At 64.5% G+C, this 18963-nt stretch carries 17 protein-coding genes; 6 read left to right on the forward strand and 11 right to left on the reverse strand.

Going from position 1 to position 18963, the window contains the following annotated elements; all coding sequences use genetic code 11:
- Positions 1–6: 6 nt before the first annotated feature.
- Complete coding sequence (locus B0E48_RS07925; protein ID WP_077517602.1) at positions 7–1590, forward strand: PepSY-associated TM helix domain-containing protein; 1584 nt, start codon at positions 7–9, stop codon at positions 1588–1590.
- A 24-nt stretch (positions 1591–1614) separates the two neighbouring features.
- Here B0E48_RS07925 and nadD read toward each other — a convergent pair whose 3' ends face one another.
- The 8 genes from nadD to B0E48_RS07965 form a co-directional block, all read right to left on the reverse strand.
- Positions 1615–2247 carry a nicotinate-nucleotide adenylyltransferase gene (gene nadD, locus B0E48_RS07930; protein WP_083743672.1) on the reverse strand — a complete coding sequence of 211 codons (633 nt, stop codon included), beginning with the start codon at positions 2245–2247 and terminating at the stop codon, positions 1615–1617.
- The gene (holA, locus tag B0E48_RS07935; protein ID WP_083743673.1) at positions 2244–3254 is read right to left on the reverse strand and encodes a DNA polymerase III subunit delta; all 1011 of its coding nucleotides are present in this window, start codon (positions 3252–3254) and stop codon (positions 2244–2246) included. The genes nadD and holA overlap by 4 nt, the downstream gene beginning before the upstream one ends.
- Positions 3254–3802 carry an LPS assembly lipoprotein LptE gene (gene lptE / locus B0E48_RS07940; protein ID WP_077517604.1) on the reverse strand — a complete coding sequence of 183 codons (549 nt, stop codon included), beginning with the start codon at positions 3800–3802 and terminating at the stop codon, positions 3254–3256. The genes holA and lptE overlap by 1 nt, the downstream gene beginning before the upstream one ends.
- A 5-nt stretch (positions 3803–3807) precedes the next feature.
- Positions 3808–6582, reverse strand: a complete 2775-nt coding sequence (gene leuS / locus B0E48_RS07945) for a leucine--tRNA ligase (protein WP_077517605.1) — start codon at positions 6580–6582, stop codon at positions 3808–3810.
- A gap of 103 nt (positions 6583–6685) precedes the next feature.
- Positions 6686–7309 (reverse strand): PqiC family protein, encoded by a 624-nt coding sequence (locus B0E48_RS07950; RefSeq protein WP_077517606.1) that lies wholly within the window; start codon positions 7307–7309, stop codon positions 6686–6688.
- Positions 7306–9018 carry an MlaD family protein gene (locus B0E48_RS07955; RefSeq protein ID WP_077517607.1) on the reverse strand — a complete coding sequence of 571 codons (1713 nt, stop codon included), beginning with the start codon at positions 9016–9018 and terminating at the stop codon, positions 7306–7308. Before B0E48_RS07955 ends, B0E48_RS07950 begins: the two co-directional genes overlap by 4 nt.
- Positions 9011–9652, reverse strand: a complete 642-nt coding sequence (locus tag B0E48_RS07960) for a paraquat-inducible protein A (RefSeq protein WP_077517608.1) — start codon at positions 9650–9652, stop codon at positions 9011–9013. The genes B0E48_RS07955 and B0E48_RS07960 overlap by 8 nt, the downstream gene beginning before the upstream one ends.
- On the reverse strand, positions 9649–10266 hold the full coding sequence (locus B0E48_RS07965; protein ID WP_077517609.1) for a paraquat-inducible protein A: 618 nt from the start codon (positions 10264–10266) through the stop codon (positions 9649–9651). Before B0E48_RS07965 ends, B0E48_RS07960 begins: the two co-directional genes overlap by 4 nt.
- Before the next feature lie 127 nt (positions 10267–10393).
- On the opposite strand from B0E48_RS07965, the gene trxA reads away from it, so the two are divergent.
- A complete protein-coding gene (gene trxA / locus B0E48_RS07970) occupies positions 10394–11263 on the forward strand; it encodes a thioredoxin (RefSeq protein WP_077517610.1) in 870 nt (289 codons plus the stop codon).
- A 141-nt stretch (positions 11264–11404) separates the two neighbouring features.
- Complete coding sequence (locus tag B0E48_RS07975) at positions 11405–11857, forward strand: DUF4442 domain-containing protein (protein ID WP_077517611.1); 453 nt, start codon at positions 11405–11407, stop codon at positions 11855–11857.
- 4 nt (positions 11858–11861) lie between these two features.
- Here B0E48_RS07975 and B0E48_RS07980 read toward each other — a convergent pair whose 3' ends face one another.
- From B0E48_RS07980 to B0E48_RS07990, 3 genes are all read right to left on the reverse strand, one after another.
- Complete coding sequence (locus tag B0E48_RS07980) at positions 11862–12527, reverse strand: hypothetical protein (RefSeq protein ID WP_254423894.1); 666 nt, start codon at positions 12525–12527, stop codon at positions 11862–11864.
- A gap of 2 nt (positions 12528–12529) precedes the next feature.
- Entirely contained in the window at positions 12530–13057 is a 528-nt protein-coding gene (locus tag B0E48_RS07985) for a sigma-70 family RNA polymerase sigma factor (RefSeq protein ID WP_077517613.1), read from the reverse strand.
- A 133-nt stretch (positions 13058–13190) separates the two neighbouring features.
- Positions 13191–13556 carry a VOC family protein gene (locus B0E48_RS07990; protein ID WP_077517614.1) on the reverse strand — a complete coding sequence of 122 codons (366 nt, stop codon included), beginning with the start codon at positions 13554–13556 and terminating at the stop codon, positions 13191–13193.
- Positions 13557–13819: 263 nt separating this feature from the next.
- On the opposite strand from B0E48_RS07990, the gene B0E48_RS07995 reads away from it, so the two are divergent.
- The 3 genes from B0E48_RS07995 to B0E48_RS08005 all read left to right on the forward strand — a co-directional run bounded on the left by B0E48_RS07995 (position 13820) and on the right by B0E48_RS08005 (position 18614).
- Positions 13820–14497, forward strand: coding sequence for a DUF502 domain-containing protein (locus tag B0E48_RS07995; RefSeq protein ID WP_077517615.1), 678 nt, complete (start codon positions 13820–13822; stop codon positions 14495–14497).
- Complete coding sequence (locus B0E48_RS08000) at positions 14494–16329, forward strand: M14 family metallopeptidase (RefSeq protein WP_077517616.1); 1836 nt, start codon at positions 14494–14496, stop codon at positions 16327–16329. The genes B0E48_RS07995 and B0E48_RS08000 overlap by 4 nt, the downstream gene beginning before the upstream one ends.
- Positions 16330–16469: 140 nt before the next feature.
- The gene (locus B0E48_RS08005) at positions 16470–18614 is read left to right on the forward strand and encodes a M13 family metallopeptidase (RefSeq protein ID WP_077517617.1); all 2145 of its coding nucleotides are present in this window, start codon (positions 16470–16472) and stop codon (positions 18612–18614) included.
- Positions 18615–18963 lie beyond the last annotated feature (349 nt).

An 18963-nucleotide genomic window follows, 5' to 3' on the forward strand; every position in this document is an offset into this window, starting at 1 on the left:
GATCGCATGAAACTGAAATCAACCACCATGCGCACCTTCACCACGCTGCACTCCTGGGTGGGCCTGGTTGCTGGCTTCGCGCTGTTCGTAGCGTTCTATGCCGGCGCGATCACGGTGTTCCAGCACGCCTTGCAGCAGTGGGCGACACCGCACGCCGTCGATGCCCGCAACGGCACGCTGGATGACGCCCAGCGCCTGCTCGACAGCATGCTGGCGCAGCACCCGGAAGCCCGCGATCACCTCGGCATGACCTTCCCCGGTTACGAGTTGACCCAGGCTACGGCATACTGGCAGGACAGCCATGGCACCTGGCTGTTTGCCACCCAGGACAATCTGGCCGGCAGTCCGACTCCGCTGGTGGCCGCGCTGCCCGAGCTCGTCAACGAACTGCATTACTCGCTGGGCATCCCGCCGGTCGGCACCTGGCTGATGGGCATCGTCAGCCTGCTGTACGGCGTGGCCCTGGTATCCGGACTGGTGATCCATCTGCCGCGACTGACGAAAGATTTGTTCGCGCTGCGTCCCGGTCGCAACCTCAAGCGCTTCTGGCAAGACGCGCACAACGTGATCGGCGTGCTGAGCCTGCCGTTCCATCTCATGTTCGCAGTCACCGGCGCTGTGCTGTGCCTGCTGTTTGCGCTGATGCTGGCGTTGAACCCGCTGATTTACCACGGCAAGCTGATGGCGGCATCGTCCGCTGCGATGAATACGGCGCCCGTGCTGCAGCAAGCCGATATCGCCAAACCGCTCAGCCCGCTGGCGCTGTGGCATGCACGCTCGATCGCGGTGGCGCGCAGCCAGGGCCTCGCCGATTTCCAGCCGGCCTATCTCAAGCTTGCCCATGCCGACGACGCCCATGCGGTGGTCGAAATCACCGGTACCTCACCGCGCGCACTGGGCGGCGGTGCCGTGGCGCTCGATGCCACCACCGGTGCCTTGCTCAGTGCCCAGTTGCCTGGCGCCCGCGATGCCAACCACGCCACGCTGGCGGCGACGTATGCGTTGCACTTCGGCGATTACGGCAAAATCACCATCAAGTGGCTGTATTTCCTGTTGGGGCTGGGCGGCGCGTTTCTGTTCTATTCCGGCAATCTGTTGTGGATCGAATCGCGCCGCAAGCGCCGACAGCCGGCACAGGGCCGTGCGCAGATCGCCATGGCCCGAGCCACTGTCGGCATCTGCATCGGCGTGTGCGTCGCCATCTCCGCCGCCTTCGTCGCCGCACAACTGCTGCCGTTGCTGTCCGCACGCTTCGACTGGAACGTAGGCACCGGTGAACGCTGGGTCTGTTTCGTCAGCTGGGCGCTGTGCGCGTTGTGGGCAGCATGGCGTCCGCCGGTGCATGTTGCACACGAGCTACTGTGGTTGGCGGCCATCGTCACCGCCTTGATTCCGGTTGCCCATGGCGTCGCCAGCGGCTGGTGGTTCTGGCGCAGTGCGGCGGCTGGGCATGGCGCGTTGTTCGGCATCGATATCGGTGCGCTCGCGTTGGCCATCGGCTTCGCCGCGATGGCGCGTGCCACCGCGCGCCGTGGTCGCCATGGTGAGCCGAACAGTGTCTGGGCGAATACGTCGGCCACTGCGCGCTGACTGGTGCACCGGCACCGCACACGTCTAGCGCCGATAGGGGGCCAGCAGGGCGGATTCATCGAACAGCCCCGCCGGCAGCAGATAACGCGGATCACGTCCGGCAGCGAGCAGCTCGCGAATGCGCGTAGCGGAAATTTCCAGCGGGGTCACCACCAGCTCGATGAGCTTGCCGGCAGAAAGCCCTTGCGAGGCAGACGCGTCGGCCGTGCGACGGTCAGCCACCTCGCGTTCCAATTCGTCCGGCAACGTGGCGTCCACGCCCGGCCGGCTCAATACGCCGATGTGCGCGACATCGAACAGCTCGCGCCAGCGATGCCATGTCGCCAGATTCGCAAATGCATCCGCACCGATCAGCAGCACCAGCGGGCGATCGCCCTGCTCGGCCCGCAGCTCGATCAAGGTATCGATCGTGTACGACGGGCCTTCACGTTCCAGCTCGCGCGTGTCAAGCATGAGGCGGGACTGGCCTTGCAGCGCGGCGCGCAGCATCGCCACACGCTGTTGTGCCGAAGCAGTCGGTGGCGGTCGATGTGGTGGCACGCTCGCCGGCATCAGGCGTACATCGGCGTCGAGCAGTTCGGAGGCTTCCCACGCCACGCTCAAATGACCCAGGTGCACCGGATCGAAGGTGCCCCCGAAAATCGCGAGCGGTTTCACGCCAGCGCCTTGGCCACGCGCGGTTCGGCGATCGCGGCGATCAGCCGTTCGGCTTCCTGCCACGGATTGCCGCTCTCGCGGCCTTTGACCATGCGGTCGATACGCGAGGCACGTGCGAGGCATTGCAGCCAGTGCTCGCGCGGCGCACGGCGCAGCGCCTGGCGGAACAAAGTCTCGCGTGCCTGCCACAGGTGTTCGGCACGGAACTGGGCGGCAAGGTCGTGCGCGTTGGCGAGGCGCAAGGCCAGTTGCAATTGATTTACCAGCCAGCCCATCAGAGCGAGCAGTTCGTCGCCCTCGGAACGCAGCCCGGCGAGGATGCGCAGCGCGCGCGGGCCATCGCCAACAAACGCGGCATCGGTGAGCTTGAACACGTCGTAGCGGGCGCTGTCGGCGACCAGGTTTTCCATCTCGATGGCGTCGATGCGGCCCTCTCCATGCAACACGGCGAGCTTGTCGATTTCCTGCGCGGCGGCGAGCAGGTTGCCTTCGACGCGCTCGGCCAGCAGGGCGACGGCGTCGAGCGTGGCGGACAGTCCGCGCGAGGCCAGCCGCGCACCGATCCACGCACTCCACTCGTTCGGCCGCGGCGCGTTGAACACCACCATCGTGCCGCTGGCGTCGAGCTTCTTGCTCCACGCGCCATCGTGCTTGTTGCTCCACTCCATCGCGGTAATCAGCAGAGTGACATCCGGCGGCGGATCGGCACAGAACGCGTTGATCGCCTTGGCACCCTCGGTACCCGGGCGACCAGTAGGCAGGCGCAGGTCGATCAGCCGGCGGGTGGCGAACAGCGACATGCCGGCGGCGGAACGCGCCAGATCGTCCCAGTCGAAATGCTGGGTGACGTCAATCACCTCGCGTTCGCTGTAGCCGAGTTTCTTCGCCTGTGCGCGCAACGCATCAGCGGCCTCCAGTACCAGCAACTCCTCGCCGGCGAGCAGGTATACCGGCGCCAGGCGGTCAGCCGCCAACGCTTTCTGCCACTGACCGGAACTGAGCGGCATCAGTGCGTGCTGGCGGCGCTCGCCGGTACGGCCAGCCCGTGCTTGCCGGCCGCCTGCAGGCGGAACAGGATTGCCTGCACCATGTCGTCGTTGAGGCTGTGCTGGATCTGCTCGACCTGGGAGGCGTTGCCGACCGTGTTGGCCGCGTCGTAACTGTATTCGCGCGACATGTTGATGGTTTGCGGGGGTACCAGCGACTGGCCGTCATGACCGGTCACATCGAATTTCACCTGGTAATGCACCGAGTACTCGGTGATGCGCACGTAGCCGCCATTGCTCAGCGAGTCGGTGCCGAATGCCGCCATCGGCACATGCAGCTCGGCTATGCCGGGGCCGCTATTGTCCTCGACGGTGACGCCTGAAGTCTCCAGCGCACGGGAAAGCATGCGTGGGAATTCGCCACCGCCGCTGACAGTGAGATGGATGCGCTGGAGCGACGGCGGCAGCGCCGCGCTCTGGCGCAGATGGAAACCGCAGGCGGTCACGGCAAGCACCGACATCAGCAGCAGCGTAGCTTGAAACAGGCAGCGCGCTTTCATGAAGCTCATGGATTTCATCCTGCGACGATGTTGACGATCTTGCCGGGAACCACGATGACCTTGCGCACACTCATGCCTTCCAGGAAATGCACCACCTGCGGCTGCGCGCGCGCGGCGGCCTCGGCTTCTTCCTTCGAGGCATTCGCGGCCAGTTCGATGGTAGCGCGCAACTTGCCGTTGATCTGCACTGCCAGCTTAAGCGTGTCGCGCACCAGCGCGGCCGGGTCGGCCTTCGGCCACGGCTGATCCTCCAGCACGGTCTCGGCGTGGCCCAGCACCTGCCACAACGCATGGCTGATGTGCGGCACCACCGGATTGAGCAGCAGTACCATCGCTTCCAGCGTCTCATGCCGTACCGCGCGACCCTGCTCGCTCTGGTCGCCGAATTTGCCCAACGCGTTGAGCAGTTCCATCAGCGCGGCGATCGCGGTGTTGAATGCATGGCGCCGGCCGAAATCGTCGCTGACCTTCTGGATCGTCTCGTGCAGTTGGCGACGCAAGGTCTTCTGGCCCGGATCCAGCGCCGCCGGATCGGTGACCGGATGATCCGGATTCGCCGCATGCGTGGTCACTTCGCGCCACAACCGCTTGAGGAAGCGCGCCATGCCTTCGACGCCGGCTTCGCTCCATTCCAGCGACTGTTCCGGCGGCGCGGCGAACATCGAAAACAGCCGCACGGTGTCGGCGCCGTACTTGCCGACCATGGTCTGCGGGTCGATGCCGTTGTTCTTCGACTTCGACATCTTCTCGGTGCCACCGATCTGCACCGGCTGGCCGTCCGTCTTCAGCGTCGCGCCGATCACGCGGGCCTTGTCGTCACGCTGGATCTCGACCGCGGCCGGGTTGATCCAGTCCTTCGAGCCGTCGGCATTGTCGCGGTAGAACGTCTCGGCGATCACCATGCCCTGGCACAGCAGGTTCTGCGCCGGCTCGTCCGAGTGCACCATGCCCGCGTCGCGCAACAGCTTGTGATAGAAGCGGAAGTACAGCAGATGCATGATCGCGTGTTCGATGCCGCCGACGTACTGGTCGACCGGCAGCCAGTAGTTGGCGCGCTCGTCGATCTGCGCGTTCGCGCCGGGGCTGGTGTAGCGCGCGTAGTACCAGCTCGACTCCATGAAGGTGTCGAACGTGTCGGTCTCGCGCTCGGCCGGTCCGCCGCACTGCGGGCAGGTGGTCTTGCGCCATTCCGGATCGGCCTTGATCGGCGACTGCACGCCGCTGAATGCCACATCCTCGGGCAACACCACCGGCAGCTGGTCTTCCGGTACCGGCACCGCTTCGCACTTGGGGCAATAGATCACCGGGATCGGACAGCCCCAGTAGCGCTGGCGGCTGACGCCCCAGTCGCGCAGGCGCCAGTTGACCCGGCGCGAACCGCTGCCGTCGCGCTCGAATCGCGTCGCCAGTGCGTCCAGCGCCTGGCCGAAATCCATGCCGTCGTATTCGCCGGAATTGACCAGCACGCCGCGCGGTGTCCAGGCAGCGTCCTCGAGTATGCGCCGCTCGAATTCCTCGACCACGCGCAGCGGCGCCGAGATGTCCTGCGCGTTGCTGTCGCGCCCTTGCAAAGCCGCCCGCATCGGATCGATGCCCACGCCATGCGACAGGTCGTGCTCGATCTCGTTCAACGCGTCGATCACCGACGGATCGACGATCACCATCCTGATCGGCAGGCTGTATTTCTGCGCGAACTCCCAGTCGCGCTGGTCATGCGCCGGCACCGCCATCACCGCGCCGGTGCCGTAACCCATCAGCACGAAATTGGCGACCCACACCGGGACCGGCTCGCCGCTGACCGGATGGATCGCGCGCAGGCCAGTGTCCATGCCGCGCTTGTCCTGGGTTTCCAGCTCGGCTTCGGAGACACCACCGTGTTTCAGTTCGGCGATGAAAGCGGCAAGCTTTTCGTCATCCTGCGCGGCCTTCAACGCCAGCGGATGTTCCGCGGCGATCGACAGGAAAGTCACGCCCATCAGCGTATCGGGGCGAGTGGTGAACACGCTAAGCGCTTCGCGGTTGCCCTCCATGCCCTCCAGCTTGAACTGGATCTCCAGTCCCTCGCTGCGACCCAGCCAGTTGCGCTGCATGGTCTTGACCGCGTCGGGCCAGCCCGGCAGGGTATCCAAACCACTCAGCAGTTCCGGCGCGTAGTCGGTGATCTTCAGGAACCACTGCGGGATCTCGCGCTTCTCCACGATGGCGCCGGAGCGCCAGCCGCGACCATCGACGACCTGCTCGTTGGCCAGCACGGTCTGGTCGATCGGATCCCAGTTCACCACCGAATTCTTGCGGTACGCCATGCCCTTCTTCAGCAGGCGGGTGAACATCAGCTGTTCCCAGCGGTAATAGTCCGGCTTGCAGGTGGCGAATTCGCGGGTCCAGTCGATCGCGTAGCCCAGCGACCTCAGCTGGCTGCGCATGTGGTCGATGTTGGCGTAGGTCCACTTCGCCGGTGCGGTATTGTTCTTGATCGCCGCGTTCTCGGCAGGCAGGCCGAACGCGTCCCAGCCCATCGGCTGCAGCACGTTCTTGCCCTGCATGCGCTGGTAGCGGCTGATCACGTCGCCGATGGTGTAGTTGCGTACGTGGCCCATGTGCAGCGCACCGGACGGGTACGGCAGCATCGACAGGCAGAAAAACTTCGGCCGGGAGTCATCCTCCGTCACCTCGTACGCGTGCCGGGCATTCCAGTAACCCTGCGCAGCGGCTTCCACCGCCTGCGGGCGGTAACCCTGTTCGGCCGCGTCGCCCGGTTCGGAAGAGTTCGGGTCTTGAATGTCCTGCATGATTTCCGGTGCCATGGTGCGGTTTGCGCAGCCAGATTGGAGCTGGCCGCAGAGAACTGGTCAGACTAGCCCAGCACGGGCCGGGCGCCAAGCCTGCCGCGGCTTATCCGGCCGGGCACGCGGCGCCCTGGCCGTTGCCAAGCGCCCGCGCCGCGCTGGCAATCTGCGCCGCCAGCTGGCCGATCGCGCGCTGGTGTCCCTGCACCAGCGCCGCATAGCCCGGCCCCACGGTTTCGTTGATACGACTGCTGCAGGCTAGTGCGCCGGCATGGGCGCCATGCAGCAGCCGCACGCTCCAACTGCCCTCGATCAGGGCATAGCCGCCGGGCTGCGAGTCGAAGCGACGCAGGTCCAGCTTGATCCGCAGCAGCGGCTGCTCGTTGCCGGGCAGGCCGCTGACGTCCTGGCTGTGCAGTTCTCGCGCGAGATCGCCCGACAGCGCGCTGCGCACCTCGTCACCGAGTGGAGCGATCCAGCGCTCGCTGTTGAGCATGGCCACCGCCTGACCGCCCTCGCGCACCACCAGCTGCGGTTGGTCGACCTGGGCCGGGATGCCGACCGGCAACAATTCGAACGGCAGCGACGGCGTTGCCGACTGCGCCATCAGCCCACCGGCCGGCTCGCCGACCGGTGCAACAAGCGTGTAGTAATGCAGCGGCGCCGAAGCGCAGGCTGTGAGAGCCAGCACAGCACCGAGGCCCAACAGACGCATTCCGATACGGATCATGGCGGATTCCCTTGCGACGGTGGGGTGGTCGATGCCGGCGGCGCGGTTATCGCGGCCGCTGGCGTATCGACAGGTTTGGCATCGGGGCGGCGTCCACGGATCAGCGCCTCCGGATGACCGCTCAGATAATCGGTCAGCACGCGCAGCGACCGCGCCATGCGCTGCAGTTCCCCCAGCGTGCTGCCCAGGTTCTGCTGCAGCGGCGAGTCGCCGGACAGCGCCTCGTTGGCGGTGCCCATGGTCTTTTGCACGCCCTTCAAGGTGTTCTTGAATTCCGGCAGGGTCTGGCCGTTGACCTGTTTCATCGTGGCGTTGAGCCCGGCCAGGGTCTGGTCGAGGTTCTTGCCGATGCTCTCGAACGGGATCTTGTCGAGCTTGTCGACGATATCGGCCAGTTGCTCCTGCAGCTTGTCGAAGCTGCCGGGCACGGTTGGGATCATCAGCGGCTTGGCATTCGGATCGAAGTCCACCTTCGGCGTCTTCGGCACGAAATCCAGCGCCACATACAGCTGGCCAGTCAGCAGATTGCCGCTGCGTGCCTGCGCACGCAGACCATGCTCGACCAGGCGTCCCATCAACTGCGACAGGTCCGGATTCTCGCCGCGCGCCTTGGCCAGCGCCTCCAGCTTGTCATAGGCATTGCCCAGGCGCTGCGGATAGACCACCGCCCCCACCACCACCGGGAAGCGCTGCGCCTTTTCGTCGTAATCCAGCTTGATCGAGACCACCTTGCCGATGTTGATGCCGAGGAACTCCACCGGCGCGTCCACCGCCAGCCCGCGCACAGACTGCTCGAAGCGCATGCGGATGTAATGCGGCTCGCCATCCGGCGGCGCCATCGCGCTGGCCTGGTCGCCGAACAATGTGTACTCGGTTTCTTCCGGCGCCGGCGTGCTGTCATGCGGGCCAGCCGGATCCTGGAACGCCAGGCCACCGGCCAGCACGGACGCCAGCGACTGCGTATTGACTTTCAGCCCGCTCGCGCCGACCGACACATCGATGCCGCTGGCATTCCAGAAGCGCGTGGCGGTGGTGACGAACTTGTCATTGGGACCGTCCACGAAGATCTGCAACGAGACGCCCTTGCCGCTCGAATCCAGCTGGTAGGACACCACCCGGCCCACCTGGATACGCCGGTAATACACCGGCGAGCCGATATCCAGCGAACCAAGGTCGTCACTGTGCAGCACGAAGCTGCGCCCGGGCGCGCCATGGTTCACCGCCGGCGGCGTCTCCAGCCCCTTGAACTCGTCCGCCGGCGCGTTCGAATCACCCACGTCGACGCCGATGAAGGCACCAGACAGCAAGGTATCGATGCCCGACACGCCGCCCAGTCCGATCCGCGGCCGCACCACCCAGTAGCGTGTGCCCTGGGTGGCGAAGCTCTCGGCACTCTTTTCCAGCGCCACCTTGACCAGCACATGGCTGTGATCGCCGCTGAGATGAATCTTGTTGACCCGGCCGATCACCACGTTCTTGTATTTCACCGGCGTCTTGCCGGCGTCCAGGCCCTCGGCACTCTGGAAGCTGATGGTGATGGTCGGGCCGGCCTGCAGCCAGCTGTTGACCACCAGCGAAAGGCCGACCAGTGCGGCCAGCGCCGGCACCAGCCAGATCAGCGAGGCATTGAAACGACGATGCCGCACCACCGGTCGCGGCAGTTCGCTGCCGTCCGGGCCATCCTGTTCAGTGCGGCGGTCGTCAGTCATCACTATCCCTGCCATCCCAGATCAACCGGGGGTCAAAACTCATCGAGGCCAGCATGGTCAGCACCACGGTCAGGCCGAAAAAAATCACACCGGGCAGCGGCTCGACCAGGCTCAGCAGGCCGAAGCGCACCAGGGCCGTCAACAGCGCCACCACGAACACATCCAGCATCGACCAGTAGCCGATGAACTCGACCAGCCGATAGAGTTTTGCACGCTGCGGCCGTGCCCAGCCGCTACCGCGCTGGCTGCTCAGCAGCAGCGTGCCTAGCGAAAGGAATTTCAGCACCGGCACCACGATGCTGGCGGTGAACACGATGATCGCCAGATCCGGCGATCCCTTGACCCACAGCTCCACCACGCCGCTGATGATGGTGTTGTCGTCGATGTCGTTCAAGCTGGCCGTGCGCATGATCGGCAGCACATTGGCCGGGATGTACAGCAGGAACGCAGCGATCATCAATGCCCACGTGCGCATGTAACTGTATGGCTTGCGCCGGTGCAGTACGGAACCGCAGCGCGGGCACGCCAGCTCGTCGGCGACATCAACGCGAGCGGGCGTGTCTGCGGAAATCACCAGCTTGCACACATGGCAACCGATCAGGCCGAGGTCGGCGGCACGTGGGAACGCACTCATGCCGGACCCTCCGGCGTGAGTTCCCACAACTGGCGCAGGTCGACGCCGGCAAAGATGGTGATCAGCAAGGTCAGCGCTGCGTAGGCATAGATGCCCGGATCCGCCACCACGTCGAAGTAGAGATGCGCCTTGACGATCGCCACCAGCGCACCGAGCACGAACACCTCGCTCATCGTCCACGGTTGCAGGTAGTGCAAGGTCACCATCATCGGCACGAAACCCGGTGCGCGGCGGCCAAGGCGGCCAAACCACAGCAGCCATCCGAGCAGAAACATCTTGAGCAGCGGAAAAAAGAACAGCGTGCCGGCAGCCAGCACCGCAACCACCTGTGCCTGCTGCTGCCACATCACGATGATCGTGCCCCACAGCGTGGCACCACTGAGCTGGCCATTCAGTCCGAGGGTGACGATCGGCCACATGTTCGCCTGCACGAACACGATCATCGCCGTCATAACCAACGCCAGCATGACATTCACGCTCAACCCGTGATGCCGTTCCAGCACCGCATGGCAGCACGCACATTGCGCCACGTCGCCACGCGCCAGCGGTCGCCGGCGATAGACCGTGTCGCAGTGCTCGCAGATCAGCAGCGCTTCGGATGAGGTCGTACCCATAGGCTCGCGGTCGGGTTCCGGCGTGACGATCCGTGGATTCTCGCAAATCTATCGTGAACGCGCTGCACCGCTTGATATGCTGGTGATTGCCCTGATCTGAACCGCATCCGCCGAACTGGAGTTTCCCGTGACTGATGCCACTGCTGCCCCCGCCCATGTCTTCGACGTGGAACAGCAAAGTTTCGAAGCCGATGTGCTGCAGGCATCCCTGACCACGCCCGTGCTGGTGGATTTCTGGGCGACCTGGTGCGAGCCGTGCAAGACCCTCGGGCCGATGCTGGAAAAGCTGGCCGCCGAGTACAACGGCGCGTTCCGGCTGGGCAAGGTCGATGTGGATACGCAGCAGGAACTGGCCGGCATGTTCGGCATCAAGAGCATCCCGACCGTGGTGCTGGTGAAGGACGGCCAGGTGCTCGACGGTTTCGCTGGCGCGTTGCCGGAAGGCCAGTTGCGCGAATTCCTGTCGCGCCATGTGCAGCCGCTGGAAGCGCCCGCCGAGGCGGGCGGAGCCGAGATCGTGCCGGAAACGCCCGAACAGGCGATCGACCGCCTGCAGCAGGCGATCGCCGCCGAACCGGGCAAGCCCGACTTGAAACTCGATCTGGCGCTGGCACTGATGCGCGCCGGCCAGGTGGACGCCGCTGCCGCGGAGCTGGCTGCGCTGCCGGCCAATCTCGCCACCGACGCACGCGCCGTGCGCCTGCGCAGCGAACTGGAACTGGCCCATGCGCTGAAAGACGCCCCCGCGAAGGCACAGTTGCAGCAGCGCGTGCAGGCCGACGCCAACGATTGGGCCGCGCATGACCAGCTCGGCGTACGGCTATTGCTGGAAGGCGACGCCGAGGCCGGGCTCGAGCAGTTCCTGATGATCCTGCAGAAAGCCCGCGACTGGAACGACGGCCAGGCGAAGAAGCGCCTGCTCGCCGCGTTCGCCACGCTCGACGATGCTGAGCTGGTCAGCCGCTACCGTCGCAAGATGGCTTCGCTGCTGTTCTGAATATGGCTACACAGCGGCTCCTGCCAGATCCAGATCATGTGGGAGCGGCTTCAGCCGCGATGCCTTTTTGATCCTGCAAGAGCATCGCGGCTGAAGCCGCTCCTACAGCCGCCTCTACAGAAAACCGGATTCCAAAGCATCATGCGTGCATCCACCTTCCGCCGCCTGCTCAACCTGTGGCCGCCGTTCCTGTGCAATTCCATCCGCGTGCAATCGATCAGCGCCGACTGGAGCGAGGCGAAGGTGGTGCTGCGGCTGCGCCCATGGAACCACAACTACGTACGCACCCAGTTCGGCGGCAACCTGTTCGCGATGACCGATCCGTTCTGGATGCTGCTGGTGATGCACCAGCTCGGCGACGACTACTACGTGTGGGACAAGGCCGGCGCGATCGACTTCGTCGCGCCGGGCCGCGAGGATGTCTACGCGCACTTCAATCTGGAAAGCAGCGTCGTTGACGAATTGCGTGCAGCGGCGGCCGGTGGCGAGAAAGTGCTGCGCTGGTTCGAGACCGAGGTGGTCACCGCGAGCGGCGAAGTGATCGCCCGCGTGCGCAAGCAGATCTACGTGCGGCTGAAACCGAAGGCGCGCTGAGCGCTCATTCGCTCTCGAAGCGCTTGAGCTCGGCCAGTACGGACTCGGCCTTCTGCACGCTGCGGCCGGCAAAGTTGTTCTCCAGCCAGCGCCGGTGACCCGCCCAGCGGATCAGGCCATACGCCAATCCAACCACGCCCAGCGAAATGACGCCGCAAAGCACCATCCACAGCACCAGCCCCGGGGCTCTGCTCCACCAGTCGGCGTAACCCATCCGATCCCAGTCGTACTGGATCAGCATGAGCATGACCGGAATCCAGATCAGACTCCCCAGCACAGCGAACACCGGAGCCTCCACTTTGATCCGCCATGCGCGCAGCGTCGCCAGCCGACGCTGGATCACCAGCACCGGCGCCGCATAGTCGATACCCTGTACCAGGGATAGCACCCGCGCCGAGAACACGATCGTCAGGATGCCGAACACCTGGACAGCGATGCCGCAGGCCATCGCTTGCCATATGCGCGTATGCGTACTCCAGAACGCGACTCCCCACAGCATCACCCCGATGCCCAGAGCAATCTGCGCCCCCTGCCCCCACACCAGTGGCCGCAGACCGCGGCGCAGGCGATCCAGCCTGGTATCCCTGAATATCTGCACGTTCAACGCGTGCTGCTGCTCCAGTCGATGATCGAGCGCCTGCCAAGCCAGCTTCATCTCATCCAGTTCCATGCTCATGCTCCCATGGTTGCCGCCGCGGTCATCTGCCCGCGCAGCTTTTGCTTGATGCGACCGATCTTGGTCGCCACGTTGGTTTCGCTGATGCCGAGGATCTCGGCGATCTCGATGTAGCTGCGGTCTTCCAGGTACAGCAGGATCAGCGCGCGATTGAGCGGATCGAGCTGGCCGATGAAGGCGTACAGCGCGGTCAGCCGCTCGTCCTGTTCGGGTATCGCCTCGCCGCCGCCGACGGTTTCCAGGTGATGCGCCTCCAGCGGCTCGAAACGATCCGCCTCCGACCGGCGCTCGCGCCGCGCCTGCGAGATCGCCACGTTCAGCGCGATGCGATACATCCAGGTGGAAAACTTCGCCCGTGCCGCGTCATAGCCAGCGAACGAACGCCACAGCTGCGCACTGATCTCCTGCACCAGATCATCGCGATCGGCCGCATTGCGGCTGTACAGGCCAGCCACCTTGAACACGATCCGGCGATGTTCGTGCAGCAACGACTCGAAGCGTTGCTGGTGTTGCCTGGCAGTCATGGACGTCGTTTCCCCTCCGTTCCACCCATGATTCGCAGGGTACGGAAAAAAATCACAGGACGCGTCCACGCACCCGGCCAGGCATGCTTAGCCCACAGCACACGGGATCGACACGGAAGAGCTCGCGAAGCGCCTACGGAATGTTCTGCGCCACCCGCCAGAGCACGCCACTGGGATCGAACAGCGTGAAGTCACGCATGCCCCAGGGCTGGTCAGTCGGCTCGCCCACTTCCACGCCGAAACGCGCAGGCACACCGGCCGCCAGCACGTGGACATGCCAGTCATCGACGTTCTCGACCAGCAGATGCATCTGGAAATTCCTGATGAACGCCGGCTCATTGAACGCTTGCAGCAGAAAACTCGTCTCCCCATGGCGGACGTAGGCAAGACCATCTTCCGACCACGGCACCTCGAAGCCGAGCGCCAGATAGAACTGCTCGGACAACGCAAAATCGAGCGCCGGCACGAACGCCTTGATTTCGACTGCCGTGAGATTCATCGCAGGCCTCGGCACACACCCGGATCGGGAAGTCGAACCTTACGACAAAACTGCGCGATACCATCGCGGACGCTGGCGGCTTGTTCGGGCTGATCACTGAGCATGCGCAGGTCAATCGCCTCTTGTTCGTCATTCCGGCCTTCGCTGGAAGGACGACGGCGCGAGGGTAACCTCGCGCCGGAACCTTGCACCCAAGCCGCAGCACAACCACCACCCTCCCCTACAATGCGAAATCCCCTAAACCAAATCCACCGGATTACCCCATGCGCCCGCTGCGCTTCAAACGCTATCTGCTGACCGGCCTGCTCACCTTCATTCCATTATGGGTGACTTGGGCCGTCTTCAAACTGGTACTGGGCACGCTGGCCGATATCGGCGCACCGCTGGTCAATGCGTTCCTCGGCGCGCTGGCCTTGGTGGCACCCCGTGCCGCAGCCACACTTGGCACTCAATCGCTGACCTTCATCGTCGCGCTGCTGATCACGCTCGGTGCGCTTTACCTGCTCGGCTGGATAGCCACCCGGGTGATCGGCCAGCGTTTCATCAATGCGTTCGACGGCCTGCTCGCACGCATCCCGGTAGTGCAGACGATCTACGGCGGCACCAAGAAACTGATGGCGGTGCTGCAGAACAAGCCGTCCGGCGTGCAACGGGTGGTGCTGGTGGAGTTTCCGCGCCGTGGCATGAAGGTGGTCGGCTTCGTCACCCGGGTGATGACCGAGGACGGCAGCGGCCGCGAGATGGCGGCGGTGTTCATCCCGACTACGCCGAACCCCACCGGCGGCTATCTCGTCGTGCTCCCACTGGACGAGCTGACCCCGACCGACTGGACGATGGACCAGGCGATGGCCTTCATCATCTCCGGTGGCGCGGTGGCGCCCGATACCCTGCCTGCCTCGCCCCCGACGCTACGGCATGACAGCGCCGGAGAACAGGCATGAGTCTGCGTCACGTCCTGCTGGCCGCCCTGCTCGGGGTTGCCGCCATAACCGCACACGCCGCCGATCCGACTGCCACCGACTGGACCACACCGGCCGAGGCGGCGCAGTTCCGCACCACGCCGAGCTATGCCGATACCTTGGTCTACCTGAAACGGCTGCAGCAGGCGGCACCGGGCGTCATTCGCCTGGGAACCTACGGCACCACGCCGGAAGGGCGACCGATGACGGTAGTAATCGCCAGCGGCGACGGCACGTTCGATCCTGTCGCTGCACGCAAGGCCGGCAAGCCGATCGTGCTGCTGCAGGCCGGCATCCATCCGGGTGAGATCGAGGGCAAGGACGCCGGCCTGATGCTGCTGCGCGATATCGCGATCACCCACAAGTACCCGCACGTGCTCGATCATCTGGTGCTGGTCTATGTCCCGGTGTTCAGCGTGGACGGCCATGCGAACTCGTCGCCGTATCACCGCATCAACCAGAACGGCCCGGACAGCATGGGCTTCCGCGGCCAGTCGCAATACCTCAACCTCAACCGCGATTACGTGAAAGCCGACGCGCCGGAGATGCTGGCGTGGCTAAAGCTGTGGCAGCGCTGGTTGCCGGATTTCCTGATCGACGTGCATACCACCGACGGTGCCGACTACCAGTACGACCTGACCTGGTACACCGAGGATCCGCACAAGCTCGATCCGGTGGTGAGTGCATGGCAGCACGACATGATCGTCAACCATGCGATACCTGCGTATGAAAAGCGCGGCCACCTCGCCTCGATCTATCTGGAATTCAAGGATGGCCGCGATCCGCGCAAAGGGATTGAGAATTTCGGTTCCGGCCAGCGCTTTTCCACCGGCTACGCGGCGCTGCAGAACCGCCCCGCCCTGCTGATCGAAACGCACATGCTGAAGCCGTACGCGAACCGCGTGCATGCCGTGTACGACCTGGTCGAGCTGATGTTGGAGCAGATCAACCAGCATCCGGCCACGCTGCTCGCCACCACCGCGAAAGCCGATGCCGACACCGTCGCCCGCGCCCGCGATGCGCAAGCACGCGTGCCGCTGACCTTCAAGCCGGATCCGCAATCGACGAAGTTCGAGCTCAAGGGCTATGCGTTCTCACTCAGCCACAGCGACATTTCCAACAGCACATGGATCCAGTACGACCCGAGCCAGCCGAAAACGTACAGCATCGACAACTGGAACGGCCTGCTGCCGGGTCTGTCGATCACCCCACCGACGGCGTATGTGGTGCCGGCGCAGTGGACGACCATCATCGACAAGCTCGATGCACACGGCATCCAGTACCGCCGCATCGATCAGCCGCTGACGATCCGCGCCGAGGGCTATCAGCTCGACCATCCGCAGTGGGCCAGCAAGCCGTTCGAAGGCCATTTGATGCTGCGTGACTTCGACCTGCATGCCGTATCACGCGAGGTGGTGCTGCCGGCCGGCTCGGTAATCGTGCCGCTGGACCAGCGCGCCGCCAACGTGGCGATCAACCTGTTCGAACCGCAGGCACCCGACTCGCTGCTGCGCTGGGGATATCTCGACGCGATCTTCGAGGCCAAGGAGTACGCCGAGCCGCGCGTGCTGGAAAAGCTGGCGCGCGAGATGCTGGCGAAGAACCCTGCACTCAAGACCGAGTTCGAGCAGAAGCTGCACGACGATCCGGCCTTCGCCGCCAACAGCCAGGCACGCCTCGACTTCTTCTTTCTGCGCTCGCCGTGGTACGCCGCCCAGCAGGTCGGTGCCTACCCCGTCCTGCGGCTGGATGCCGCTCAGCTGCAAAACCTGCCATCAGGCCATGCGCAGGCCGGTACCACCCGCACCCCCTGACCTTTGACACTGTCTGCTCCGTGACGTTTGACCTAGCGTGAACAGGCATGACTGCGCTTTGGGGGAGATCCGACAGCGCGCGGCCCATGAACAACCACCGTAACCGCCCACTGGGCGGCATGACTCATAGAGGGATATCCATGACCAAGCAGTATCTGAAGCCCCTGGCCCTGGCGGTAAGCCTGGCCCTGACCTTGACTGCCTGCGGCAAGAGCGAACAGGCCGCCGCCCCGGCGCCGGCCCCCGCCAGCACCGCTGCTGCCGCCAGCACGGCCCCGGCAGCGGCCAGCACCAGCGCCGCCGTCAATGCCACCAAGAGCATCTTCGACGTCAGCGAGCTGGATCCGACCATCAACGCCTGCCAGGACTTCAACGGCTTCGTCAACGCCAAGTGGGTCGCCGCCAACCCGATCCCCGAAGACCGCACCCGCTGGGGCGCCTTCGACCAGCTGGCCGATGCCAGCCTGAATACGCAGCACGACATCGTCGATGCCGCCTCCAAGAATGCAGCACAGGCACAGGCCGGCTCGATCGAGCAGAAGATCGGCTACCTGTACCAGTCGGGTATGGACGACGCGGCCATCGAGAAGGCTGGCTTCGACCCGATCAAGCCGAAGCTGGACGCCATCGCCGGCCTGAAGAGCCCCAGCGACGTCGCCGACTACATCACCAAGAGCTACGCCGAGGGTGACGGCCAGGTGTTCCAGTTCGGCGCCGGCGCTGACTTCCAGCACGCCGACATGCAGATCGCCTACGCCAACGAGGGCGGCCTGGGCCTGCCGACCAAGGACTACTACAGCGACGCGAAGTACAAGGACATCCGCGATGCCTACGTCGCGCATATCGCGAAGTCGCTCGAGCTGACCGGCGTATCCGAAGCTGATGCGAAGACCCAGGCCGATGACGTGCTGAAGTTCGAAACCGCGCTGGCCGCCGCCTCGCTGTCGCCGGTCGAGTCGCGCGATCCAAAGACCCAATACCACTTCGTCAGCGTCAAGGACGCCGACAAGGCCACGCCGCACTTCAGCTGGGACAAGTTCTTCACCGCCCAGGGCGTGACCATCGACAAGGGCTTCTCGCTGTCGCAGCCGAAGTTCTTTGCCGAGTTCGACAAGCTGCTGGCCAACGCGCCGATCAGCCAGTGGCAGGCCTATCTGCGCTTCCACACCATCGACGACGCTTCGAACTATCTGAGCAAGAATTTCCAGGACAACAAGTTCGACTTCTACGGCAAGACCCTGGCCGGCCAGCCGCAGCAGAAGCCGCGCTGGAAGCGCGTGCTCGGTGCAGTCAACGGCTCGATGGGCGAGGCGCTGGGCGAGTTGTACGTGGCCAAGGTGTTCACGCCCGAGGCGAAGGCACGTGCGCAGGAGCTGGTCGACAACGTGCGCAATGCACTGAAGGCCCGCATCCAGAATCTCGACTGGATGAGCGACGCCACCAAGGCCAAGGCGATCGACAAGTGGAATACCTTCCTGCCGAAGATCGGCTATCCAGACAAGTGGCGTGACTGGTCGGGCCTGAACGTCACCCCCGACAACTACTACGCGAACGTCGAGGCCGCCGGCAAGTTCAACTACGACTACGACATCGCCAAGATCGGCAAGCCGACCGACCGCAAGGAATGGGGCATGACCCCGCAGACGGTCAACGCGTATTACAACCCGACCGACAACACGATCAACTTCCCGGCCGCGATCCTGCAGCCGCCGTTCTTCGATGCCAAGGCGGACGACGCGATCAACTACGGCGGCATCGGCGCGGTGATCGGCCACGAGGCCAGCCACGGCTTCGACGACGAAGGCAGCCAGTTCGACGGTGCAGGCAACCAGAAGAACTGGTGGACCAAGGACGACCGCACCAAGTTCGACGCCCGCACGCAGAAGCTGGTGGACCAGTTCGACGCCTACTCGCCGATCAAGGACAAGCCGGACCTGCACGTCAACGGCAAGCTGACGCTGGGCGAGAACATTGCCGACCTGGGCGGCATGAACGTAGCGTATGACGCCCTGCAGGCCGCGCTGAAGGCACACCCCGAGGAAGCCGACAAGAAGATCGACGGCTATACCGAGGACCAGCGCTTCTTCCTGAACTGGGCACGCGTGTGGCGTGGCAACGTGCGTGAAAAGCAGGCGGTGCTCTACCTCAACACCGACCCGCATGCCCCGGCCTCGCTGCGTGCCATGGCCGCGCCGTCGAACATGCCAGCGTTCGCCAGCGCGTTCCAGTGCAAGGTTGGCGACGCGATGGTGCGTCCGGACGACAAGCAGGTGAAGATCTGGTAAGTCGCCAGCATCGAATGCCGCAGATCATTGCGGCATGAAAACCGGGGCCCCGCACGCAAGTGCGGGGCCCTTTTCGTTGCAGGGTGCGGATCGAGGCCAGGTTCCGCTCATTCATACATACATGCGCCTAACAAAGGTATTGCAAATCATTCTCATTAAAAATATCGTATGCAACTACTCCAGCCAGTACACATGACGAACGCGCGGCAACACGCGTCGTCAACCCGGATCACCAACTACCACGGCCCGCACGGCCCTCGCAGCCAGTTGTTGCGATTGCCTCCTGCTGACCTGAACAACCTGCATCCAGCCATTGCGAAACAACTGCATTCGCCAGACCCGCCAGGCC

Origin of the sequence: Rhodanobacter sp. C03 (assembly GCF_002001175.1) — a bacterium.
In the GTDB taxonomy this organism is placed as follows: Bacteria; Pseudomonadota; Gammaproteobacteria; order Xanthomonadales; family Rhodanobacteraceae; genus Rhodanobacter.